The 23751-nt window shown below is 27.5% G+C and carries 21 protein-coding genes and 1 riboswitch; of the genes, 19 read left to right on the top strand and 2 right to left on the bottom strand.

Annotated elements, in window-relative coordinates:
- Positions 1 to 22: 22 nt before the first annotated feature.
- The 4 genes from AC2JAQ_RS06955 (at position 23) to AC2JAQ_RS06970 (ending at position 5843) form a co-directional block, all read left to right on the top strand.
- Positions 23 to 1420, top strand: coding sequence for an ABC transporter substrate-binding protein (locus tag AC2JAQ_RS06955; protein WP_488458787.1), 1398 nt, complete (start codon positions 23 to 25; stop codon positions 1418 to 1420).
- Between the two features lie 568 nt (positions 1421 to 1988).
- Positions 1989 to 3434 carry an ABC transporter substrate-binding protein gene (locus AC2JAQ_RS06960; protein ID WP_488458559.1) on the top strand — a complete coding sequence of 482 codons (1446 nt, stop codon included), beginning with the start codon at positions 1989 to 1991 and terminating at the stop codon, positions 3432 to 3434.
- A 199-nt stretch (positions 3435 to 3633) separates the two neighbouring features.
- Positions 3634 to 4368, top strand: coding sequence for a metalloregulator ArsR/SmtB family transcription factor (locus AC2JAQ_RS06965; RefSeq protein ID WP_488458560.1), 735 nt, complete (start codon positions 3634 to 3636; stop codon positions 4366 to 4368).
- 176 nt (positions 4369 to 4544) lie between these two features.
- Positions 4545 to 5843, top strand: a complete 1299-nt coding sequence (locus AC2JAQ_RS06970; RefSeq protein WP_488458561.1) for a M20 family metallo-hydrolase — start codon at positions 4545 to 4547, stop codon at positions 5841 to 5843.
- Between the two features lie 206 nt (positions 5844 to 6049).
- Here AC2JAQ_RS06970 and AC2JAQ_RS06975 read toward each other — a convergent pair whose 3' ends face one another.
- Positions 6050 to 6850, bottom strand: a complete 801-nt coding sequence (locus tag AC2JAQ_RS06975; protein WP_488458562.1) for a phosphotransferase — start codon at positions 6848 to 6850, stop codon at positions 6050 to 6052.
- Positions 6851 to 6915: 65 nt separating this feature from the next.
- On the opposite strand from AC2JAQ_RS06975, the gene cobT reads away from it, so the two are divergent.
- The 15 genes from cobT to AC2JAQ_RS07050 all read left to right on the top strand — a co-directional run bounded on the left by cobT (position 6916) and on the right by AC2JAQ_RS07050 (position 22742).
- Positions 6916 to 8001, top strand: a complete 1086-nt coding sequence (cobT, locus tag AC2JAQ_RS06980) for a nicotinate-nucleotide--dimethylbenzimidazole phosphoribosyltransferase (protein WP_488458563.1) — start codon at positions 6916 to 6918, stop codon at positions 7999 to 8001.
- Between the two features lie 49 nt (positions 8002 to 8050).
- Positions 8051 to 8611 (top strand): bifunctional adenosylcobinamide kinase/adenosylcobinamide-phosphate guanylyltransferase, encoded by a 561-nt coding sequence (locus AC2JAQ_RS06985; RefSeq protein WP_488458564.1) that lies wholly within the window; start codon positions 8051 to 8053, stop codon positions 8609 to 8611.
- Positions 8595 to 9350 carry an adenosylcobinamide-GDP ribazoletransferase gene (locus AC2JAQ_RS06990; protein ID WP_488458565.1) on the top strand — a complete coding sequence of 252 codons (756 nt, stop codon included), beginning with the start codon at positions 8595 to 8597 and terminating at the stop codon, positions 9348 to 9350. Before AC2JAQ_RS06985 ends, AC2JAQ_RS06990 begins: the two co-directional genes overlap by 17 nt.
- Positions 9351 to 9363: 13 nt before the next feature.
- The gene (locus tag AC2JAQ_RS06995; protein WP_488458566.1) at positions 9364 to 9744 is read left to right on the top strand and encodes a bifunctional adenosylcobinamide kinase/adenosylcobinamide-phosphate guanylyltransferase; all 381 of its coding nucleotides are present in this window, start codon (positions 9364 to 9366) and stop codon (positions 9742 to 9744) included.
- A gap of 4 nt (positions 9745 to 9748) precedes the next feature.
- Positions 9749 to 10393: a histidine phosphatase family protein gene (locus AC2JAQ_RS07000; protein WP_488458567.1), complete on the top strand. Its 645-nt coding sequence runs from the start codon at positions 9749 to 9751 to the stop codon at positions 10391 to 10393.
- 2 nt (positions 10394 to 10395) lie between these two features.
- Entirely contained in the window at positions 10396 to 11343 is a 948-nt protein-coding gene (gene cbiB / locus AC2JAQ_RS07005; protein ID WP_488458568.1) for an adenosylcobinamide-phosphate synthase CbiB, read from the top strand.
- Complete coding sequence (gene cobD / locus AC2JAQ_RS07010) at positions 11340 to 12404, top strand: threonine-phosphate decarboxylase CobD (RefSeq protein ID WP_488458569.1); 1065 nt, start codon at positions 11340 to 11342, stop codon at positions 12402 to 12404. The genes cbiB and cobD overlap by 4 nt, the downstream gene beginning before the upstream one ends.
- A gap of 80 nt (positions 12405 to 12484) precedes the next feature.
- A riboswitch (cobalamin riboswitch) is annotated at positions 12485 to 12660 on the top strand.
- A gap of 310 nt (positions 12661 to 12970) precedes the next feature.
- Positions 12971 to 13888, top strand: coding sequence for an ABC transporter substrate-binding protein (locus AC2JAQ_RS07015; protein ID WP_488458570.1), 918 nt, complete (start codon positions 12971 to 12973; stop codon positions 13886 to 13888).
- On the top strand, positions 13875 to 14906 hold the full coding sequence (locus tag AC2JAQ_RS07020) for a FecCD family ABC transporter permease (protein ID WP_488458571.1): 1032 nt from the start codon (positions 13875 to 13877) through the stop codon (positions 14904 to 14906). The genes AC2JAQ_RS07015 and AC2JAQ_RS07020 overlap by 14 nt, the downstream gene beginning before the upstream one ends.
- 4 nt (positions 14907 to 14910) lie before the next feature.
- Positions 14911 to 15666 (top strand): ABC transporter ATP-binding protein, encoded by a 756-nt coding sequence (locus AC2JAQ_RS07025; protein ID WP_488458788.1) that lies wholly within the window; start codon positions 14911 to 14913, stop codon positions 15664 to 15666.
- 9 nt (positions 15667 to 15675) lie between these two features.
- Positions 15676 to 16329, top strand: a complete 654-nt coding sequence (locus AC2JAQ_RS07030) for a Dph6-related ATP pyrophosphatase (RefSeq protein ID WP_488458572.1) — start codon at positions 15676 to 15678, stop codon at positions 16327 to 16329.
- Between the two features lie 9 nt (positions 16330 to 16338).
- Complete coding sequence (locus AC2JAQ_RS07035; protein WP_488458573.1) at positions 16339 to 17802, top strand: cobyric acid synthase; 1464 nt, start codon at positions 16339 to 16341, stop codon at positions 17800 to 17802.
- A 224-nt stretch (positions 17803 to 18026) separates the two neighbouring features.
- The gene (hcp, locus tag AC2JAQ_RS07040; protein WP_488458574.1) at positions 18027 to 19745 is read left to right on the top strand and encodes a hydroxylamine reductase; all 1719 of its coding nucleotides are present in this window, start codon (positions 18027 to 18029) and stop codon (positions 19743 to 19745) included.
- Positions 19746 to 19954: 209 nt separating this feature from the next.
- Positions 19955 to 21919, top strand: coding sequence for a diguanylate cyclase (locus AC2JAQ_RS07045; RefSeq protein ID WP_488458575.1), 1965 nt, complete (start codon positions 19955 to 19957; stop codon positions 21917 to 21919).
- A 46-nt stretch (positions 21920 to 21965) separates the two neighbouring features.
- Positions 21966 to 22742: a sensor histidine kinase gene (locus tag AC2JAQ_RS07050; protein ID WP_488458576.1), complete on the top strand. Its 777-nt coding sequence runs from the start codon at positions 21966 to 21968 to the stop codon at positions 22740 to 22742.
- A gap of 17 nt (positions 22743 to 22759) precedes the next feature.
- On the opposite strand, the gene AC2JAQ_RS07055 is transcribed toward AC2JAQ_RS07050, so the two are convergent.
- Entirely contained in the window at positions 22760 to 23485 is a 726-nt protein-coding gene (locus AC2JAQ_RS07055; protein ID WP_488458577.1) for a LytR/AlgR family response regulator transcription factor, read from the bottom strand.
- Between the last annotated feature and the right edge of the window lie 266 nt (positions 23486 to 23751).

Raw genomic sequence — 23751 nt, forward strand, 5'->3', positions numbered from 1 at the left:
AATTATTATAAGTTCAATACTTATGATATTTTTAATAATATTTAATCTTGTGAAGAATGGTAAATATACTAGTGATTTTGAAAATACCGAGTTGGTTTGGTACACCATAGGCATAGAACCAGAGGATATGGAAAGAGTTGAGAATGAAGTAAACAAGTATTTGATGAAGAAAATAAATGCAACTATTGATATTAGATTCATAGATTATGTTGATTTTACAAAGGTTATGAATAATAAAACAAAAGAAGGAGAAAAATTTGATCTTGTATTTACATCATCATGGGCAAATGATTACTTACCTAATGTTAAAGAAGGTAACTTTATTAATTTAAATGCTTTATTAGAACAGTATGGAAAAGAAGTATATAAGGAAATCGACGAAAAGTTTTGGCAAGGTGCTGAGGTTAATGGAGCAGTATATGCCGTTCCAAATCAAAAAGAAATAGTCAATATGCCTATGTGGGTATTTTCAAAGGAATATGTAGATAAATATAATATCCCTTATAAGGAACTAAAGACATTGGACAATTTAGAGCCTTGGCTTAAGTTGATTAAGGAAAATGAAGAGGGAGTAATACCTTTTTATGTAGATGATAGTTATTCAGTGCCAATGACATGGGATGAATTAGCTCCGGGATTAGGTGTTTCCTTAATAAGTAATAACTTAGATGTAGTAAATATATTTGAAACAGAAGAAATGTTAAATAATTTAAAAACTATGAGAAAATACAATGAGCTTGAGTACACTAATTCTAAGCTTGGAAATACTGGGGATTTTTCTGCTAAAAAGTTTGTGACTAAAGCTAATGGGCAGCCATATGCTGAAAAAATATGGTCAAATAAAGGTGGAAGTGAAGTTGTTGCGACACCAATTTTTGAGAGTTATATAACTAACGATTCTATTAATGGATCTATGATTGCTATATCAAAGAATTCAGATAATCCAGAAAAGGCTATGGAATTTTTAAATCTTTTAAATACAGATAAATATTTAAGAAATCTTATAAATTATGGTATTGAAGGAATACACTATGAAAAAATATCAGATAATAAAATAAGACTTTTAGAAGAATCACAAAAATATTTGGTTGATTATTATACCTTAGGTAACTTATTTATAACTTATGTTTTAGAGGATGAACCGGATAATAAATGGGAAGAATTTAAAGCAGTTAATGAGAATTCTAAAATTTCACCGGTTTTAGGGTTTAAATTTGATTCAAGTAATGTAAAAGTTGAAATAAATTCTATAAATTCTGTGCTTGAAGAGTTTAAAAGAAGTTTATATACTGGATTAGTTAATACGGAAGAATATGTTGAAAAGTTAAATAATAAGCTTAAAAGTGCAGGGATAGATAGAGTCGAAGAAGAATTAGAGAGACAATTAAATGATTGGATAAATAAAAAACAGGCTAATTAGTCTGTTTTTTATTTTTTAAATCTTATTATATCAACATATCTACTATAATTTAAAGTTTGTGCTACAAATATAGAAATAAATTATCTTAAATCAGCATTTGAAAATCTACTATAGTCCACTATAAGAGCAAGTAAAAGTTTTTGCATTTAACATATCCTTAAATAATTACTATATTAATTTAAGGGCATATATGATTAAATAAAGAATAAAAATATGCTAAACATAACACTTTTATTACAAATATTTCAAACTTTTCAAATCATTTAAAAAGTTAACGAAATATATATAAACACATTTTAGTGATAAAAATTTTTCAAAGTGGCTGAAATAGCCACTTTAGAGCAAAAAAATAGTTATTTCTGCAAATGTTGACTTTTTTACTAATATGGTATAAATTAACTATAGAAACTTTAATTCACTTAAATTTCTCAAGTAAAGAAGATTAAATAAGTATATATAACATTGGAATAAGTGAGAGTTATATACTATTTGTAAACGTTTGTTTGAAATTTTTAAGTATTAAAGAATCTAAAAGGTATAAAAATAGTAATATGAGGGGGATTAAAAAATGCTTAAACACAAAAAATTATTAGCATTAATTTTAGGAGGAATGATGACTACATCTGTAGCACTTACAGGTTGTGGATCAAGCGACAAAGGTGCAGAAGGTGGATCAAGTGAGCAACCTGTTAATTTAGTATGGTATGTAATAGGGGATCCGCAAAATGATAATGAAATGGTAGAAGAGGAAGTAAATAAATATATAAAAGATAAGATAAATGCTACTGTAGATATAAAACACGTTTCTTTTGGAGACTACACTCAAAAGATGAACGTATTAGCTAACTCAGGAGAAGAATATGATTTAGCATTTACATGTTCATGGGCTTTCCCATATTTAGAGAATGCTAGAAAAGGAGCTTTCCTTGAATTAAATGATTTATTAGACAAAGAAGGATCAGATCTTAAAGGTGTTATAGATGAAAGACTTTGGAAAGGTGCTGAAGTTGATGGAAAGATTTATGCAGTTCCAAATCAAAAAGAAATAGCATTAGCACCTATGTGGGTATTTGATAAGGAACTTGTTGAAAAATATGATATTCCATACCAAGATATACACTCAGTAGAAGATTTAGAACCATGGTTACAAATAATAAAAGAAAAAGAGCCAGATTTCGTTCCATTCTATACTCAAGGAGATTCAATTCCATTAGAGTTTGATGAAATAATGAAACCATTAGGAGTATTCTACAATGATGATACTTTAACAGTACAAAACATGTTTGAAACTGAAGAAATGAAAGCTATGATGGCTAAATTAAGAGAATACTATGAAAAAGGATATATAAATCAAGATGCAGCTGTTAATAACATGCAAAATGAAGTTAAGAGATTTTTATGGAAAGCTGATGGACAACCATATGCTGAAAATGGTTGGGGACAATCTTTAAAAAGAGATGTTGTAACTTCACCAATAATACCATCATATGTTACAAATAACTCAACAACAGGGGCAATGACAGCTATATCAGCTAACTCCAAGAATCCAGAAAAAGCTATGGAGCTTATAAACTTAGTAAATACTGATGCTGAATTAAGAAATATGTTAATGTTTGGATTAGAGGGAACTCACTATGAAAAGGTTAGTGATAATCAAATTAAGAGACCAGAGAAAAGTAACTATAGTGTAACAAGTTGGGCGTATGGAAACCTATTTGATACTTATGTATTAGATGTTGACCCAGCAGACAAATGGGATGCTTTTGAAGAGTTCAACCAAAACGCTAAAACTTCAAAAATCTTAGGATTTAAGTTTAATACAGAGCCAGTTACAACTCAAATATCAGCAGTTAACAACGTATTACAAGAATTCGAAAGATCTTTATACACAGGTTCAATAGATCCAGTAAAAGGATTAGAAGACTTAAATAAAAAGTTATATTCAGCTGGATTAGAAGATATAAAGGTTGAAATGCAAAAGCAATTAGATGAGTGGAAAGCTTCTAATAAATAATAAATAATAAATTATAAATTATAAAAGAGTGGTTTTATACCACTCTTTTTATTTTAATTATTTTTAAGAGATAAGCAATATATAAATTAAAATTAATTAAGTAAATACTTAATTAAAATAAAAATAACTATTGAATTTGGAAAGTAATAGTAGTAAAATTTAATTAAGCAAATACTTAATTGAAATTAAGAGGTGGTTTATGGAAGAAAAAATAAAAATATTTAAAGCTTTAGGTGATGAAACAAGAATAAATATATTACACCTTATAAGAAAAAAATCTATGTGCGCAAAAGGGATAGCTAGAGAACTGAATATTTCAGAATCAGCTGTTTCTCAACAAATAAAAATATTAAAAGAAGCAAACCTTGTAATTGGATATAAGATAGGTTATCACATTGTTTATGATTTAAATATAGAGGAGCTAGAAAGTATTAATATCTTAATTGATTATATCGTAAATGATGATAATAATATAAAAACAAAAGAAAATACTTACACAAAATGTATTAAAGTATGTAATTATGTTAAATGCATAAATAATAAAAATTTAAAGGAGGAAAATATAATGAGAATTTGTTTCCCAGTTAAAACTAATGAAGGAGTTAAGAGCATTCCATATGGTCACTTTGGTACAGCTCCGACTTTTGTAATATGCGATTTAGAAAAGAATGAGGTAACTACTGTAGGTAATGGCGATTTAGGTCATGAACATGGCAAATGTCAGCCAATAAAGGCTTTATCAGGCGAAGTTGTAGATGCTGTAGTAGTTGGCGGAATAGGTGCTGGTGCTATAAATAAATTAAACTCTATGGGAATTAAAGTTTATAAAGCAATTGATGGAGATATAGAAGCTAATTTAGAGGCATTTAAAAAAGGAGAATTAAAAGAGTTTTCAAGCACACATACATGTAATCATCATGGATGTAATCACTAAGCATATAATATATATTAAAAAAACAAGTTCTTGTAAGGACTTGTTTTTTTATTGGAGATTTTTAGGAAAAAGAGTTTAAACATTAAGAAAATTTTAAATGGTTTATTCTACTTAAAGATAATGTATTATTAAATATAATGGTATTTTAAAGATTTATTAGCATGGAGGAATAAATAATGAATAAGGATATTGAGAAATTTCTTAATGAAAGTAGAGAGAAAATAATTAATTATAGAAGAGATTTTCACAAGTATCCAGAAGGAGCTTGGAAAGAATTTAGAACAGCCTCTTTAATAGGCAAGTATCTAAGAGATATTGGATATGAAATTAAGGTAGGAAAAGAAGTTATAAGTAAAGAACATAGGTTAGATGTTCCTAGTGAAAATGAACTAAATAGAAGTTATGAAAGAGCTTTAAAGCAAGGGGCATTTAAAGAAATAAGTGATTTAATGATTGGAGGATATACTGGAGTAGTTGGAACTTTGAAGAATGGGGAAGGACCAACCATTGCTTTAAGGTTTGATATAGATGGAGTTAAGGTTTTTGAAAGTGAGGATAAAGAACATATTCCATTTAAAATGGGATTTTCTTCAGTAAATAAAGGAATCATGCATGCTTGTGGACATGATGGGCATATAGCTATTGGACTTGGAGTAGCTGAAGGATTAATTATTTTAAAGGAGAAGTTTAAAGGTACTATAAAGCTTATTTTTCAACCAGGAGAGGAAAGTGTTTGTGGAGGAAATCCCATGGCTGAATCAGGAATATTAGATGATGTGGAATATCTATTAAGTGGACATATTGGAATAAAGGCTAAAAAGTCTGGAGAAATAATCTGTGGAACAAAAGGATTTTTGGCAACTTCAAAGATTAATGTTGAATTTAAGGGAAAATCATCACATGCAGGTGTGGCACCTGAAAAAGGACATAATGCATTACTTTCAGCTTCTACAGCAGTTTTAAATTTAGATGCTATCCCTAGAAATAGTGAAGGAATAACAAGAATAAATGTAGGTAGATTAATAGCTGGTAGTGGAAGAAATGTAATTCCAGGAAAAGCATTTATGGAAGTAGAGACTAGAGGAGAAACTACAGAGTTAAATGAATATATGAAAGAGTATGCTATAAGAATTTTAAAAGCTTCTGCGGATATGCATGATAATCATGCTGAAATAGCATGTTTAGGACAATCTATAAGTGGAAAAAGTGATAAGGAATTAATTGATATTATTAAATATGTGGCAAAGGATATAAAAAGTTATGAAATAATAATAGATGAAGAAGATTTTGGGGCTAGTGAAGATATATGCTATATGATGAAAAGAGTACAGGATAGAGGGGGAAAAGCATCATATATTATGTTTGGAAGTCAATTAAAAGATGAACATCATTCTATTAAATTTGATTTTAATGAAGAAGACATGTTTCCAGCGATTAATTTATATTTAAGAACAATTATAAGATTATGTAAGTAAATTTAAATAGTTACTCTTCATCTTATGAACTGAACCCCATTAAGTAGACATAGCTTAAATAGCTGGTGCATTATCTACTTAATGGGGTGATTTTTTTGAAAAAACAATATAAAGTTAGGAAAACATATAGTCAAGAATTTAAGATATATGCAATGAAACGACACAGCGAAGATGGAGTTTCATATATTAAAGTTAATTATTTTATTTTAAAGTTTAGATAACAAATCATCTATAATCATGTTTCCACCTAATTTATAATCATATGTAGATTTTGATGTTAGAGACTTTATAAAACTCCAAGAAGCATTCCAAAGCTTAACTACAAAAAGATAATCGTCTAATTTTTCCATTAATTTATTAGAATAATAACCAAAATAATTTTTTATTAAAAAATATCTTTCATTCTCTTTAAGCATCCATGATATAGTTGCCAAATCAAAAAATATATCACACATAGCAGAAAATTCAAAATCAATAAAAAAAACTTTATTATTATAGTAAAGTACATTTGATGAATTTAAATCATTGTGACAAAGTCCTAAAGTAATATCTCTACTTAGCTTCTCTTCAAGAATATTTAACCTATTTAAAATTAAGTGGATATCTTTATGTAATATAAAATTTTTAGATTTTAAAAGTTTAAAGTTTTCTCTTATATGTTCAAAAGGATTAAAAGTATGATTGCATCTAAGAATATGTAGTCTTTTTAGAGTATTGGCTAAATTTTCAATGAATTCTAAAGAGGTAAATGTAGTCATGTTTACTTTTGAACCTTCTAAAAATTTGCTTATTAGTATTCCATTATCCTTATTATGATATATAATAGGGGGGGATAGCTTGTTCAAATTAGCAAAAGTTAAAACAAAATTTTCCTCTGAAAAATTATTTTTATTATCTTTACTAGGTATTCTTAAAACATATTTATTATTTTCACACTCTAATAAATAGTTTGAGTTATTAAGGCCGCCTAGTCTGGTTATCTTATGATTTTTCATTTTATTAGTCATCTTAATCTCCTTATATTTCTAATGAAAATATTATATCAAAAAATAAGAAGGGATGGAAAAGGATAATGTTAAATGAGGTGTTAAAAGGAATAAAGGGGATAGATGAGGATATAACATTGAAAGCTAAAAAACGAGTAGATTCTTTAGCTAAACCTTTAGGGAGTTTAGGAAAGTTAGAAGATATAGCTATAAGGTTATCTGGAATAACTGGAAATCTATTTAATGAAATTGATAAAAAATGTGTAATTATAATGTCTTCAGATAATGGAGTTGTAGAAGAAGGAGTAGCTTCAGCACCTCAATGCGTAACTTTACTTCAAACAAAAAACTTTATGAGAGGAAATACTGGAGTAGCTACCTTAGCAAAGGCTAATGGAACAGATTTAATGGTTTTTGATGTAGGGATTAATTCTGATGAAGTTATAGAAGGAGTTATAAATAGAAAAATTTCAAAGGGAACTAAAAACATTTATAAAGAACCAGCTATGACTTATGAGGAGGCTAAAAGGTCCTTAGAAATAGGAATCGAAGCTGTAAAAATGGCTAAGGAAAAAGGATATAAAATACTTGGAGTAGGTGAAATGGGAATAGGAAATACAACTACTTCAGCGGCAGTATTAAAGGCTCTTATTGGATGTGAAACCTCTCAAGTAGTAGGAAAAGGTGGCGGAATAACCAACGAATCTTTTGAAAAGAAAAAAACTATTGTGGAAGAAGTTATAAAAAAGCATGATGTTAATAGGGAGGATCCTATTGATATTATTTCAAAGGTTGGAGGATATGATATTGGAGCCATGGCAGGAGTATTTTTAGGAGCTGCTTTCTATAGAATACCTGTTGTAATTGATGGATTTATATCTGTTGTAGCAGCTCTTTTAGCCAATAGGTTAAATCCTTTAATTAAAGAGTTTTGTTTTACTTCCCATAAATCAGAAGAAATAGGATATAATCTTGCTATAGAAGAGCTTGGACTAAATCCTATGTTAGACCTTAATATGAGACTTGGAGAAGGAAGTGGTTGTCCAATTGCTTTTTCAGTTATTGATTTTTCAATAGCTATGATGAATAATATGGCGACTTTTGAAGAAGGAAATATTGATAATAGTTATTTAGATGAAGTAAAGGAAGAAGAATGCTATGTTGTATTTTAAAGCTTTAAGAGGTATTTCAAAAATATTAGAGGAGTTAATTTAATTAGTTATGATAGTTTTAATTATTGGAGGAGCTAAAAGTAGTAAGTCCTCTTATGCTGAGTTTTATAGTAGTGAGCTTTCAAAACTAAAAAAAGGAGAGCTTTATTATTTAGCTACTATGAATCCTTATGATTTAGAAGATTTAAAAAGAATAGAAAATCATTTGGAGAACAGAAGGAAATATGATTTTAAAACCATTGAAAGACACAGAGATTTAAATGGAATTCTTAATAAATTTTCTAAGGAAGATACAGTTTTACTAGATAGTTTAACGTCTTTAGTTACTAATGAAATGTTTGTAGGAAAAGAATTTAATGAAAGTGTAAATAAAAAGATTTTAAATCATATAAAAAATTTAGGAATGAAAGTTTCTAACTTAGTAATAGTTTCAGATTATGTTTTTAGCGATGGAATTAAATATGATTCTTATACAGAGGCTTTTAGACGAGAGTTAGGAGCAATAAATTGTGAATTAGCTTCCTTTTCAGATGTTGTTATAGAAGCTTCCTTTGGAAACTTAATATTTCATAAAGGAAAGGAGGTTTTAAAAAATGAAAAGCTTTTATAAGGCCATAAATATGGCTTTGAGTATGTTTACAGTTATTCCATTACCCAAATATGAATGGGATGATAAAGTATCTAAGCACATAATGAAACTTTATCCTTTAATAGGATTAATCATAGGATGCCTTTGGTATTTAAGTTTCTTTATATTAAATAAACTTAATGTGTCAATTATGCTTATGGGAGCTATTATTTTATCAGTTCCGTATCTTTTAACTGGATTTTTGCATTTAGATGGTTTCATGGATGTTTCAGATGCTCTTCTTTCAAGAAGAGATAAAGAAGAAAAACTTAGAATTTTAAAAGATTCAAGAGTTGGAGCTTTTTCAGTTATTTCTGTTCTTTTATTGATAATAGTAGAGTTTGCAGGAATTTTTACTGTACTAGATAAAAATATAGATATGAGAATATTAATATTCATACCTATAGCATCAAGAGCCATAAATGGATATTTTATTGTTAGTAAAGAAATGATTGGAGAAAGCTCTTTAGGAAAATTCTTTAAAAATGGAACTGGAAAAATAGATGAAATAATTTTAATAGGAATATATATAATAGCTTCAATATTAACGTTTTTTATCTTAGGAATAAATTATTTAATTGCTATGGCAGGAATGGGAGTTGTTTCTCTAATTTTACTTTCAAAAGTGAAAAAAGAATTAGGAGGAATAAATGGAGATGTTGCAGGATATATTCTTGTTATTATGGAATTTACAGGAATTCTTATTTTAGGAATTATTTAAGGAGGGAAAACTTTTGAAACTTTTATTTGGTGGTGCCTATAATGGTAAACTAAATTATTTGAGAAAAAACTTAGGAATAAAAGAAGAAGAGATATTTTACTGCAGTAAAAATAATATAGATTTTTCTAAAAAAGTAATTAGTGGAATAGATAAGCTTATTTATTTTAATGCTTTAGAGGGAAAAGAGTCTTTAAGTTTTTTTAAGGAAAACAAGGAACGTTTTAAAGGTAAAATTTTAATTTGTGATGAGATATCCTCTGGAATAGTTCCTTTAAAAAAAGAAGAAAGATTATGGAGAGAAGAAACAGGAAAAGTTCTTCAATTTTTATCAAAGGAAAGTGAAGAAGTTTATAGGATATTTTTTGGAATACCAACGAGATTAAAGGGTGAATAATAAGATGATAATTTATTTAATTAGACATGGAAAAACTTTTTGCAATGAAAAGAAACTTTATTGTGGAATAAGTGATGTGTCTCTAAGTGAAATAGGAATAAGTGAATTAGAGGAAAAAAGAAAGAGTGTGAATTTTCCAAGATGTAAAAAGAATTTTACAAGTGGAGCAAAGAGAGCTAATGAAACATTTAATATTTTATATCCAAATGAAAGGTATGAAATTATAAAAGAATTTGGAGAATATAACTTTGGAGAATTTGAGTTGAAATCCTATGATATGCTAAAAGAAGATAAGAAATATTTAGAGTGGATTCTAGATGAAAGTAAAGGAGTTTCTTGTCCTAAGGGTGAATCTAGAAAAGATTTTGAAAAAAGAATGAAAAAAGCATTTTTAAAATTACTTTTAAGGCTAGAGGAAGAAGGGGAAGAAGAAGCTTTAATAGTATGTCATGGCGGAAGTATAGCTTGTATTTTAGAACTTTTTGAAAAAAGTGGACTAGACTTTTATACTTATCAACCTAAGTGTGGAGGAGGATATAAATTAAAAGTTGAACAGGTTACGAAAAATTTAAAAAAAGAATTTTCAAGTCTAGATTTTGAAGAAAATATAAAAAATCACATAAGGCTAGAAATAATAGAAAGGTTTTAGAAATGATAAAAATTATAATAGGCTACGTTTTAGACCTAATAATAGGAGATCCTAATAATCCATATCATCCTATTAGATATATAGGAAAATTAGCTTCTAGTATGGAGAAACTTTGGAGAGGAGTATTTAAGAAAAATCTTAAGTTAGCAGGTTTTTTTGCATGGTTTTTCATAGTAGCTATAACCTTTGGAGTAACTTTAGGAATTGTACATACTGCAAATAGGATTAATCCTATTTTAGAAACTTTAATATCTGGAGTACTTATTTATTTTTGTATTTCAGCCAAGGGGCTTAAAGTTGAGGGCCTTAAAGTAATTAAAATTTTAAATGAAGGAGATATTGTTAAGGCTAGAAAGCAATTATCTTATATAGTAGGAAGGGATACAGAAAACTTAGATGAAGAAGCTATAGTAAGAGCTGTAGTAGAAACAGTTGCTGAAAATATGTCAGATGGTATTATAGCACCATTGTTTTTTGCTGGTATTGGAGGAGCACCATTAGCTTTTCTATATAAGGCAGTAAATACATGTGATTCTATGTTTGGATATAAAAATGATAAATATAAGGATTTTGGATTTGTTTCAGCAAAGCTTGATGATATATTTAATTATATTCCTGCTAGATTAACAGCTTATCTAATAGTAATTGCTTCATTTGTTTTAAGACTTAATTATAAAGGAAGTTTAAAAATATATAAGAGAGACAGATATAATCATTCAAGTCCTAATAGTGCTCATCCAGAGGCAGCAGTTGCAGGGGCTTTAGGAATAAAACTTGGAGGAGCAAATTATTATTTTGGAAAACTTATAGAAAAGCCAACAATAGGAGAAGCTAAAAAGAAAATAGAAATTTCAGATGTTTACAAGACTAATAAAATTTTGGGGTTAGTTTCATTTTTAGGAATGGTAATAGCTCTTATTATTAGATTTGCTTTAGAGGTGATCATATGAATTTAGGACATGGTGGTAATGTAGAAGAAATAAAAAGAGTTTATGGGTTAAAAGAAGAGGATATAATTGATTTTTCTGCTAATATAAACCCTATGGGGATTTCAGAAAAAGTAAAAGAGGCAATGATTAGAGGAATAAACTCAATAGAAAGGTATCCAGATATAACTTATTATGAACTTAAAAAAGAAATTTCAAGTTTCGAGAAAGTAGATTTAGATAAAATAGTTTTAGGTAACGGAGCTGCAGAAGTGATTTTTAACATAGTAAGAGGAATTAAACCTAAAAATGCTCTTATAATAGCACCTACTTTTTCAGAATACGAGGATGCTTTAAAATCTCTAGAATGCAAAGTGAATCATTATATATTAAAAGATAGATATTCATTAGATAATGGATTTATAGATGAAATAAAAGATGATTTAGACATAATATTTTTATGTAATCCAAACAATCCAACAGGAGCTTTAATAGAGAAAGAATTTTCATTAAGAGTTTTGAAAAAGGCAAAAGAGATGAATATAAAAGTTGTTTTTGATGAATCATTTCTAGATTTTGTTGAAAATAATGAAAAATACTCTGTTATTGAATATCTAGATGATTTTGATAATTTAATTGTGGTTAAATCATTAACTAAGCTTTTTGCTTTCCCAGGTATAAGATTAGGTTATGGATTAAGCTCAGATTTTGAAATGATAAAAAAAATAAATTCTGTTGCGACTCCTTGGAGTGTAAATACAGTGGCGGACTATGCTGGAAGAGAGGCATTAAAAGAAGTTAAGTATATAAAAAATAGCGTAGCTTACGTAAAAAAAGAAAATAAATTTTTATATAATGGTTTAAAAGATTTTAAAGATATTAATGTTTTTAAGGGAGCTGTTAATTTTTTATTCTTTAAATTAAACAGAGAATTAAATTTAAGGGAAGAACTAATTAAACAAGGATTAATAATAAGAAGTTGTAATAATTATGTAGGTTTAGACAATAGTTATTATAGAGTTGCAGTTAGAAGAAGAGAAGAAAATGAAAGACTTTTAGAAGTGCTTTCAAAGATTTTAAAATAGTTTATTTACATTTTTATTAAAAAGATAAATTTAAAGTAGATAAGGTGTTTGACAATAATAAAATATAATAATATAATCAAGTTGATTGATTCATAATTGGTGTGATTTCACTTAATAGGGAATGAAGTTAAAATCTTCAACTACCTCAGTAACCGTGAAGCTGACGAAATCTCAATATGTCACTGCATTTTTATGTGGGAAGACGAGATAGAGGATGAAGCAAAGTCGGGATACCTGCCTTTTATGCGAATACTATTATCTTCTGAGGGTAAGGTAATAGGATGCGTACGCTTTCAGAATATACTTAACATACCTTCGAATGGGTATGTTTTTTTATTTTCTACGTATTAATCTTAAACCTCAAATATTTAATTGTTAAGTTTTATGAAAGAGAAATTTGATTATTAGTGATGCTTTAACCTTAATTTAAGAAATTTCAAATTTGCTTTTATAGGTTGTAGGGGTACTTAGCAATATTAAATACATATTAAAATCATTACTTAAAATCAAATAAAAAATCCTTCATATGACTTAAGAAATTACAAAGGCAAAAATGGAGGAAAAATATGAAAAACTTTAAAAAATTAATTTCCCTAGTAACTTTAATAGTAATGTCATTACTGTTATTTGTTGGCTGTGGAAGCAAAACGGTAACAATGAAAGATATGGAAGGAACTGAATTTACAGTACCAAAAAAAATCCAAAGAATAGTATCAACAGCACCGTCTAATACAGAAATATTAGTAGGTTTAGGCTTAGGTGATAAAATCGTAGGTATTGATAAATACTCAGCAGATGTAAAAGGATTAAACCCAGATATACCTAAAATAGATTTTAGAAATCCAGATGCTGAGGCTATTTTGGCCCTTAAGCCTGATGTAATAATAGCTTCAGGTCATAATAGGGAAGGTAAAGAAGACCCATTTAAGGTTTTAAAGGATGCTGGAATACCAGTAGTTTATATTCCAACTAGTGAAAGCATTGATGGAATATACGAAGATATAAATTTCTTAGCTAAGTTAACTAGAACAGAGTCTGAAGGAAACAAAATGGTTGATGAAATGAAAAGTGAAGTAAACAAAATTAAAACTATAGGTGAAACTATAAAAGATAAAAAGACTGTTTACTTTGAAATTGGGTCAAGTCCAAATTTATACAGCTTTGGAAGTGATACTTTCTTAAACAATCTATTAACTATAGTTGGAGCAGAAAATGTATTTGCAAATGAAAGAGGATGGATTTCACCAAGTGAAGAAGCTGTTATAAAAGCAAATCCAGATGTGATTTTAACAAATGAAGATTATATTGAAAATGCAACAGATTTAATTGCTAAACGTCCAGGTTGGAATACAATAACTGCTGTTAAGGATAATCAAATATTCTTAGTAGATAAAAATGCAACATCACGTGGAAGTCAATATGTGATAAGTGCTTTAAAACAAATAGCAAAGGATATTTATCCAGAACAATATGCAGGAATCTAAAAAGAGAAAATTACTAATAACACTATCTATTCCATTAGTATTATTAGTACTTTGTATTGGAACTTCTATTGGAAGTTCCAATATTAATATATGGGATACTATTTCTATAGTTGGAAATAAGATTTTTGATATTCCACTTAGAGCTGGTATCAAACCAGAGGACGTAGCAATTATTTGGGTAATTAGATTACCTAGAGTTTTATTAGCATTTGGAGTTGGAGCTTCCCTTGCAGTTAGTGGAGCTGTAATTCAATCAATTTTAAAAAATCCTTTAGCATCACCATATACTTTAGGAGTTTCATCAGGAGCTTCTTTAGGAGTTGGAATATACATAGTTCTTGGTATAACAATACCTTTTATAGGCAATTTAGCTATGCCTATTATAGGATTTTTATGTGGAGTTTTTACTATTTTCGCAGTGATAATTTTTTCAAATAAAGTAGACAGAGGACTTTCAAATAATACAGTAATATTAGCTGGAATGGTTCTATCGCTTTTTACTAGTGCCATGTTAACAACCATAACAGCATTATGTAGTGAGGATATAAAGGCTATTACTATGTGGCAAATGGGATCATTTGCTATGAAAAGTTGGTCCTATGTTTTGGCTGGTCTCCCATTTTTTTTGATTGGAGTCTTTATGGTATTAAGATATACAAAAGAAATGGATATTTTAAGTTTTGGAGAAGAGAGTGCAAAGACCGTAGGTGTTGAAACTGAAAAGGTAAAAAAAAGACTACTTATTTCAATTGCTATTTTAACTGGAAGCGCAGTTGCTTTAAGTGGTGTTATAGGCTTTATTGACCTTATAACTCCTCATATAGTTAGAAAAATATTTGGTTCTAATCATAAAGTAGTAATTCCAATGAGCATTATACTTGGAGGAACACTTATGGTACTAACAGATTTAGTTTCAAGAACATTAATTTCACCATCAGAATTGCCAGTAGGGGCAATTACAGCTTTAATTGGAGCACCATTTTTTGCTTACATTTATTTTGGAAAAAGAAGTAGGTGATATTTTGCTAGAAGTTAAAAACTTATGCTGTGGGTACGATGAAAATGATGTTGTACATAACATATCTTTTAAGGTCAATAGGGGAGAAAATATTTCTATAATAGGACCAAATGGATGTGGGAAATCCACAATATTAAAAGCTTTAGCTAACCTTATAGAATATAAGGGAGAAATAAAGCTAGATGGAGTAGAAATTAAAAAGATTAAAAGAAAAGATTTAGCTAAAAAAGTTGCTTTAATGAGTCAAAATTCTGAAATATACTTTTCTTATACTGTATTTGAAACAGTTGCTTTAGGAAGATATGCTCACATAAATGGTATTTTTTCAAGTCTCAGTAATGAAGATAAGGATATAGTATTAAAGTGTATTGAAAGTGTTGGTTTGTTAGAAGAAAAAGATAAACTTATAAATGAATTATCAGGTGGACAACTTCAGAGAGTTTATTTAGCAAGAGCCTTTGCTCAGGAGCCTGATATACTACTTTTAGATGAGCCAACTAATCATTTAGACTTAAAATGTCAAATTGAAATTTTAGATTACATAAATAAATGGACAAAAGAAAATAATAAAACAGTTATAGGGGTTTTACATGATTTAAATTTAGTTCAAATGTTTAGTGAGGACGTAATTCTTATTAAAGAGGGCCAAATTTATAGCCATGGAAAAGCAAGGGAAATATTAAATAGTTATAAAATTAAAGATGTTTATAAAATAGATATTAGAAAATTTATGCTAGAAGCATTAGAAAAATGGAAGTAGGTGGACAATATGAAAAAGAAATTTGTTGTATCATATAGTTGTGGAAAGGATAGTACATTATCATTATATAGAATGATAAAAGCTGGACATACTCCAGTAGCTTTATTAGTTACTGTTGATAAAAAAGTTTTAAGAAGCTGGTTCCATGGAATACCAGATAAATTATTAAAAGACGTATCAAAATCTCTAGATATACCTCTAGTTTTAGTTGCAAGTAACGGAAAAGAAAATTATGGTGAAACATTTGTTGAGGCTTTAAAGAAAATTAAAGAGGAAATGGGTGCAGAAGCTTGTGTATTTGGAGATATTGATTTAATGGCTCATAGAACTTGGTGTGAAGATAAATGTGAAAAAGCAGGACTTGAAGCTATTTTCCCACTTTGGGAAGAAGATAGAGAAGCACTAACTTATGAGTTTATAGATAGTGGCTTCAAAACTGTAATAAAAAATGTAAAGTTAAGCATTTTAGGTGAAGAATTCTTAGGTGAAGTTTTAACTAAGGATGTAGTTGAAAGATTAAAAGCAGCTGGTTCAGATGCTTGTGGAGAAAATGGAGAATATCATACATTTGTTTATGATGGACCTTTATTTAAAGAAAGAATAAATTTTGAAACTGGAGATAATATATTAACAGAAACTCATGGATTCTTAGATATTAAGTAGGTGTATTTTATGAAGTATAGAGGTATAATGCTACTTGGAACAGCATCTTCTGTGGGAAAAAGTACTGTTGCAGCAGCTTTTTGTAGATATTTTAAGAAAAAAGGATATAGCGTTGCACCTTATAAAGCTTTGAATATATCATTGAATTCCTTTGTGACAAAGGATGGCGATGAAATAGGACGAGCTCAAGTGGTACAAGCTGAGGCATGTGAAATTGATCCTAAAGAATATATGAATCCTATTTTAATGAAGCCTAGTGCAGGATTTAAAACTCAAGTAATAGTTAGAGGTAAAGTTCATTGTACTATGGATGCTTATAAATATAAGGATTTAAATAAATATCTTAAAGAAAAAGCAAAAGAAGCTTATGATGACCTTTCTAAGGATTATGATTTAATAGTCTTAGAGGGATCTGGTAGTTGTGCTGAAATAAATTTAAGAGAAACAGATATTGCAAATATGCAGACTGCTAAAATGGCAGATGCAGATGTAATATTAGTTGCAGATATTGATAGAGGAGGAGTTTTTGCTTCTATTGTTGGTACTATAATGCTTTTAACTGAAGAGGAAAGAAAAAGAGTTAAAGGAGTTATAATAAACAAATTTAGAGGCAAAAAAGAATTCTTTGAGCCTGCAATGAGACAAATAGAAGAAATAATAAAAATTCCTGTTTTAGGAGTTATGCCTTACTTTGATTTAGACATAGAGGAAGAAGACAGTGCTTCTATTAAATTAATAAAAGGTGATGGAAAAGGAATAGATATAGCAATAATTAGATTGCCTCATATGTCAAACTTTACTGACTTTAATGCTCTATCAAGAATAAAAGATGTTGGTATAAGATATGCAGAAAATCCTAAGGATTTAGAAAATGCAAATATGATAATAATTCCTGGAAGTAAAAATACCATAGATGATTTAATTTATTTAAAAGAAAGTGGTTTTAAAGAGGCATTAATTAATAAAAGTTCTGAAGGAAGATTAATCTTTGGAATATGTGGAGGATATCAAATACTAGGAGAAAAAATAATTGATTCTCTTGGTGTTGAAGGAGACGTAAGAGAAGAGGATGGATTGGGACTTTTAAACATAGTAACATCATTTAATAAAGAAAAGACTACAAAACAGGTTGTAGCTTTTGATTTAGAAGGAAATGAAGTTAGTGGATATGAAATTCATAATGGAGAAAGTATTCCTACAATTGAAGAGAATATATGGCTAAAAGAGAAAGATGGAAATGTTCTTGGTATGAAGAATGATGATTTAAATGTTTTTGGTACATATATTCATGGAATATTTGATGAAGGAGACTTTGCAGAAAAGCTTATAAATAAATTAAAGAAAGAATTAAATATAGAAGAAAGTGATGAAGTGAATTATAAAGATTACAAAATAAGTCAATATAATAAGCTTTGTGAACTTTTAGAAGAAAATATAGATATGAAATATGTTGAGAATCTAATTAAATCTTAATTTTAAACAGTGTATTAAATTTTATTATTTAATACACTGTTTTTGCTTTTTTATATTATTCTTTAGTTTAAATTTTTTTTATTTTTATCAAAAAAATTTTAGTCTTGGTAACTTAGGTTACGTGATTAATAAAGTATATAAGATAGAATAATACTTGTTAAAGCGGACAGAAAAAAGCTTTAGATAACAAAGGAAAAAGTTTTGAATAAAGTGGAGGAATATTAATGGAAAATAAAATGTTTTGTTTCCAGTGTCAAGAGACTGCTGGATGCACAGGATGTACTAAGTTTGGAGTATGTGGAAAGTCACCGGATTTAGCAAGAATGCAGGACTTATTAATATATACAACTAAAGGATTATCAGAAGTAACTACTAGATTAAGAGCTGAAGGAAAGAAGATAGATTCAAAAGTTAATCATTTAGTAACTATAAACTTATTTACTACAATAACTAATGCAAACTTTGATGATGAAATATTCTATGAGAGAGTAAAAGAAACTTTAAGAATAAAAGAAAATTTATTAAGCACTTTAAAGAATAAAAAGAATTTATCAGAAGCTGCACTTTGGAATGCTTCTAATAAAAGCGAAATAGATGAAAAAGTAAGTTTATTACAAAAGATAAAGAATGCTTTCTCAAAGAAAGAAGAAATTTCAGTAGATTCAATATTAGATGAAAAATCAACTAAAGTAGGAGTTTTAGCTACTAAGGATGAAGATATAAGAAGTTTAAGAGAACTTATAATATATGGTTTAAAAGGTATGTCAGCATACATGAAGCATGCTAATGCATTAGGATATGACAAAGAAGAAATAAATGCATTTATGCAAAGTACATTAGCTAAAACTTTAGATGATAGCTTAACAATAGATGAATTAATAGCTTTAACTTTAGAAACTGGTAAGGTTGGAGTAGATGGAATGGCATTACTTGATAGTGCAAATACAGGAACTTATGGACATCCTGAAGTTACTAAGGTTAATATAGGAGTTAGAAAAAATCCAGGTATATTAGTATCAGGACATGATTTAAAAGATTTAGAATTATTATTAAAGCAAACAGAGGGAACAGGGGTAGACGTATATACACACTCAGAAATGTTACCAGCTCATTACTATCCAGCATTTAAAAAGTATTCTCATTTTGCAGGTAACTATGGAAATGCTTGGTGGAAGCAAAAAGAAGAGTTCGAAAGCTTTAATGGACCAATATTAATGACTACAAACTGTATAGTACCTCCAAAGGATAGTTATAAGGATAGATTATACACAACTGGAGCAGCAGGTTTTGCTGGATGTACTCACATAAAAGGAAAATCAGAATCAGACAAAGATTTTTCAGTTATAATTGAGCATGCTAAGAAATGCAAGGCTCCTAAGCAAATAGAAACAGGAGAAATTATAGGTGGATTTGCGCATAATCAAGTTCTTGCCTTAGCTGATAAAGTAGTAGAAGCAGTTAAGTCTGGAGCAATAAGAAGATTCTTTGTTATGGCTGGATGTGATGGAAGAGCTAAATCAAGAAATTACTACACTGATTTTGCAAAGGCATTACCAAAGGATACAGTAATACTAACAGCTGGATGTGCAAAATATAAGTATAATAAACTTCCTTTAGGTGATATAAATGGAATTCCAAGAGTATTAGATGCAGGACAATGTAATGATTCATATTCACTTGCATTAATAGCGTTAAAACTTAAAGAAGTCTTTGAATTAGAGGATATAAATGATTTACCAATATCATTTAACATAGCTTGGTATGAGCAAAAAGCAGTAATAGTATTATTATCACTATTATATTTAGGTGTTAAAAATATACACTTAGGACCAACATTACCAGCATTTTTATCTCCAAATGTTGCAAAAGTTTTAGTTGAGAACTTTGGAATTGGTGGAATTACAAATGTTGAAGATGATATAAAAATGTTTTTACAACAATAAAATTGAATTTATATATTTTAAAACAAAGAAGGGATATAACTTTTAGTTATATCTCTTTTTTTACAATTAAACTTAATGGCAAAAAAGTACAATAAAAGTACAAAAAATTACAAAATCACTTAAAAATATACACTATAAATGGTAATATATAAAAGGCATTATTTAACGAAAAAAATTACTATATAATAAAAAATAGGACGGATTTTTAAATGAAATTTAAAGTTATAATATATGCGTTAATAATTTTTATATTTGGAGCCTTTATAGTAGGATATAGAATTTATTTTGAAAAAACGAATAATGATTCTTATGCAGATCAGTTCATAGAAATAGTAAAGCTTGATGAAGAGAGAAATTTAAAATCGGATGAGTTACAAAAATTAAAATGGGAATTAGAGAAAGAAATAGTAAATTCAACAGATGAGATTTATTTAAAAAAAGCATATTATTCCTTAGGATCAATAGAATATTTAGAGAAAAATTATAATAAGGCCATAGAGTTATTTTTGAAGTCAGAAGGTTATATAGAGAGAAAAATAGATATTGTAGATTTAATGATATATAGTGCTTTATCAACTAATTATTTAATGATAGAAGAAAAAGAGGAGTCTGAAAAATACTTTAATAAAGCAAAAAAAATGGCTTTAGATAATAAAAAAAATGATGAGTTAGCCAATATGTATTATGCAAGAGCAAAAGCTATTTTATCCGTTAACGGAAAGGTAAGTGATGCTATAGCTTTAATGGAAGAATCTATAGAATTAAACCAAAGTTATGAGAAACGCATAAGAGCCTACTTACTTCTTTCAACAATGTATAGGTTATGTGGGAAATGTGATTTATCATTAAAATATGATGAATATGCTTTAGAAATAGCATTAGAGCATAATGATAATAAAAATTTAAATGCTTGTATAATTAATCTAGGAGAAAATTATTATGTAAAGAGGGATTATAACAAGGTTATATCTGTATATGAATCTTTAATTGAAAGTGGCAATGTTACAAGTCCGGAAAACAAGTTAACTATATATGGATACTTATTAGAAAGTCATTTTGAAGTTGGTAATTATAATAAGGTACAAAGATATAAAGAAAAATATTTAAGTACTATAGAAGAATTAGATGAAGAAGAGCAAAACAGAGAATATATTTGGTTATACTTGGTTCTGTCAGACATAAACTTACGAGAGAAAAATTTAGAAATTGGAGAATATTATTTTAGCAAAGCTAGTGAATTATATAATAAAGATAAAAATGATGCTTATGCTAATACTGACATACTTTTAAAGAAATTAGACATAAATATAAATTACATAAAAACAGGTGATTTTAAAAATGCTATTTATAAATATAAAGAGCTATTAAATGAGATAAAATCAAGGGATATAAGTACGGATATATTTTATTCAGTAGCTTATTCAATAGCTAGAATAAGTTATGAAAATGAGGATTATGAAGAATTCTCTAAATATATAATTCATATGTATGAGGAATATAATGAAATTAGTTTTAATTCTAGTACAGATGATGCTTTGATTAGATTAAATAATAATTTATTCAATAAAGTTAGAGTAAGAGATAGAAGGAAAATCTATTCTTTAAGTGGATTACTTATTATAGCAATAGCAATTATTAGTATTATACATTTAAAAAATAAAAAGATAAAAAATTTAAATAAGGAATTAGAATTAGCTATACTAACTGATGGTTTAACTAATGTATATAATAAGAGATATTTATACAGGCGATTAGAAGATAGTATAAATAAATGTACAAGTTTAGTTTTTATAATGATAGATATAGATTATTTTAAAAAATACAATGACAATTATGGCCATATGAAAGGAGATGAGGCACTTATAAGTGTTGCTAATATTATTAAAAATGTTTTTAAAGAAGATTATGTTTTTAGGTATGGAGGTGAAGAGTTTTCAGTTTTATCAGAACGATCTGAAATGGACGTCATAAAGGACATAGAAAAACTAATGAATGACTTGCATGAAAGAGATATAAAGCATGAGTATTCAAAGGTTAGTAATAGAGTAACTTTAAGCATAGGTATTAGCAAAGCTACTATTAGTTCTAAAAAGAATATTGAAGAGTTAATACGAGATGCGGATAAAAAGCTATATGAGTCAAAGAAAAAAGGTAGAAATAGATATACAAGTTAAGTTTTAATAATTTAAAGAAAAAATCTTAAGAGGAAATAAAGAGAGTATGGAATCTGAAAAAAGAAAAATTATCAGTGGGTTAATAATAATCAACTTTATTTGCTTGGCAGTTATATTAAAATTTATATCATTAAATAATAAAAAAAATAAATTGAATTCTATTTTAAAAACTAACTTAGATATATTAAGCAAACAGATAAATTATCAAAGAAAATATTGGAGTGAGGATTTAAGAAATCATGAGGAAATAAAAAGGTTATGGCATGATATGAAAAATCATTTAAATATAATAACCGCCTTATATGAAAATGGCGATTATCATGAATTTAAAAATTATCTTAATTCTTTAAATAATGAGATATTAAGAGTTCAGAGAAAAAGTATAACAAATAATAAAATCTTAGATGCCTTACTTAGGGGGAAAGTAGAGTTATGTAAGGAAAATGACATAGATATTAATTTGAATATATATATAAAAGAAAATTTACCAATAGAAAATATAGATGTTTGTGTAATATATAGTAATTTAATAGATAATGCTATTGAGGCTTGCAATAGAATTGATGATGGCAGTGAAAAATATATAATAGTCAGTAGTAAATCTAATAAATATTATTTATATATAGAGGTTGAAAATAGTATAAGTTTTTATGAAGAATTTGATAAAAAGAATAACGGGTTTAGAACGAAAAAAAAAGATAAAAAAAATCATGGGATTGGCTTAGAAAGTATAAAAAAGAGCATAGAAAAATATGATGGTCAAATTAAGTTTTATTATGATGATAAGAGATTTAATGTAGCTATTTTAATAAAAATGAGGTAATAAAAACCTCATTTTTTTTATGTAGATTTACACCTAAAGTATTCAAAAAATAGATCCTTAGTTTTTCTTAAATAAGATCTACTTATAGGAATAATATTATTATTTAAAGTGATGATTTTAGAATTTTCTATTTTTTTTATATAATTTAAGTTTACCAAATAACTTTTGTGACATCTTATAAAGTTTTTTGAAATGAGAGCATCTTCAATATTATCTAACTTATCATAAAACGAAATTTCAGAATAATTAGAACAAACAATATTTATTTTCCTTAATTTTGATTCAAAAAAGATTATATTATCTAAATTTATTCTAAATATACTTTGCTTATTTTTTACAGTAAAAAAATTATTTTGGGAATTATTGAAGCTATCTATAAAATCTAAAATTACATATTCTAATTTAAAATAAGAGACTGGCTTTAATATATAATTATAGGCATGTACATCATAGCCGTCTAAAATATAATCTTTACTAGTACTTATAAATAAAATTTTAACTTCAAGATCTAAATTACGTATTTCTTTGGCTAAATCTAGGCCATTTAATCCATCCATAAGTATGTCTAATAATATCAAGTCGAAAGCTATAAAGCTGTTCTTTTGAAATTCTAAAAATTCGTAGCTAGATGAAAACTTAAATATATTGGCTTCTAAATTATTCTTATTTAAAATATTTTTTAACATATTTTCTAGTAAATTTAAGTCATATTTTTCATCATCACAAATAGCAATTTTAATCAAAAAAGAACCCCCTATTAATTTTAGATATGTAATTATTATATAGCATTAAATAAAATTTATAAACAGAAAAAGGCAATTAGTCTACAATTTAGTCGAAAGCAGTAAAAAACACATTTATATTACATAAAAAGTAATAAAAGTAATAAATTGACAAATAGGAAACTCTTGTATAAAATATACTTGTAATAACAAGTTGGTAATTGTTAATTTTAATATAAAATTTATAACAATATTATTTAGAAAAACTAAGAAATACTAAATGGTAG

The organism is Clostridium sp. LIBA-8553 (genome assembly GCF_057782465.1).

Coding starts and splice junctions, on each gene's coding strand:
- cbiB (WP_488458568.1), top strand. CDS start 10,396: ATGATAAAAATTATAATAGGCTACGTTTTAGACCTAATAATAGGAGAT.
- AC2JAQ_RS07015 (WP_488458570.1), top strand. CDS start 12,971: ATGAAAAACTTTAAAAAATTAATTTCCCTAGTAACTTTAATAGTAATG.
- AC2JAQ_RS06960 (WP_488458559.1), top strand. CDS start 1,989: ATGCTTAAACACAAAAAATTATTAGCATTAATTTTAGGAGGAATGATG.
- AC2JAQ_RS07035 (WP_488458573.1), top strand. CDS start 16,339: ATGAAGTATAGAGGTATAATGCTACTTGGAACAGCATCTTCTGTGGGA.
- AC2JAQ_RS06975 (WP_488458562.1), bottom strand. CDS start 6,850: ATGACTAATAAAATGAAAAATCATAAGATAACCAGACTAGGCGGCCTT.
- AC2JAQ_RS06965 (WP_488458560.1), top strand. CDS start 3,634: ATGGAAGAAAAAATAAAAATATTTAAAGCTTTAGGTGATGAAACAAGA.
- AC2JAQ_RS06970 (WP_488458561.1), top strand. CDS start 4,545: ATGAATAAGGATATTGAGAAATTTCTTAATGAAAGTAGAGAGAAAATA.
- AC2JAQ_RS07020 (WP_488458571.1), top strand. CDS start 13,875: ATGCAGGAATCTAAAAAGAGAAAATTACTAATAACACTATCTATTCCA.
- AC2JAQ_RS07045 (WP_488458575.1), top strand. CDS start 19,955: ATGAAATTTAAAGTTATAATATATGCGTTAATAATTTTTATATTTGGA.
- AC2JAQ_RS06990 (WP_488458565.1), top strand. CDS start 8,595: ATGAAAAGCTTTTATAAGGCCATAAATATGGCTTTGAGTATGTTTACA.
- cobT (WP_488458563.1), top strand. CDS start 6,916: ATGTTAAATGAGGTGTTAAAAGGAATAAAGGGGATAGATGAGGATATA.
- hcp (WP_488458574.1), top strand. CDS start 18,027: ATGGAAAATAAAATGTTTTGTTTCCAGTGTCAAGAGACTGCTGGATGC.
- AC2JAQ_RS07030 (WP_488458572.1), top strand. CDS start 15,676: ATGAAAAAGAAATTTGTTGTATCATATAGTTGTGGAAAGGATAGTACA.
- AC2JAQ_RS07000 (WP_488458567.1), top strand. CDS start 9,749: ATGATAATTTATTTAATTAGACATGGAAAAACTTTTTGCAATGAAAAG.
- AC2JAQ_RS06985 (WP_488458564.1), top strand. CDS start 8,051: ATGATAGTTTTAATTATTGGAGGAGCTAAAAGTAGTAAGTCCTCTTAT.
- AC2JAQ_RS06955 (WP_488458787.1), top strand. CDS start 23: ATGATATTTTTAATAATATTTAATCTTGTGAAGAATGGTAAATATACT.
- AC2JAQ_RS07050 (WP_488458576.1), top strand. CDS start 21,966: ATGGAATCTGAAAAAAGAAAAATTATCAGTGGGTTAATAATAATCAAC.
- cobD (WP_488458569.1), top strand. CDS start 11,340: ATGAATTTAGGACATGGTGGTAATGTAGAAGAAATAAAAAGAGTTTAT.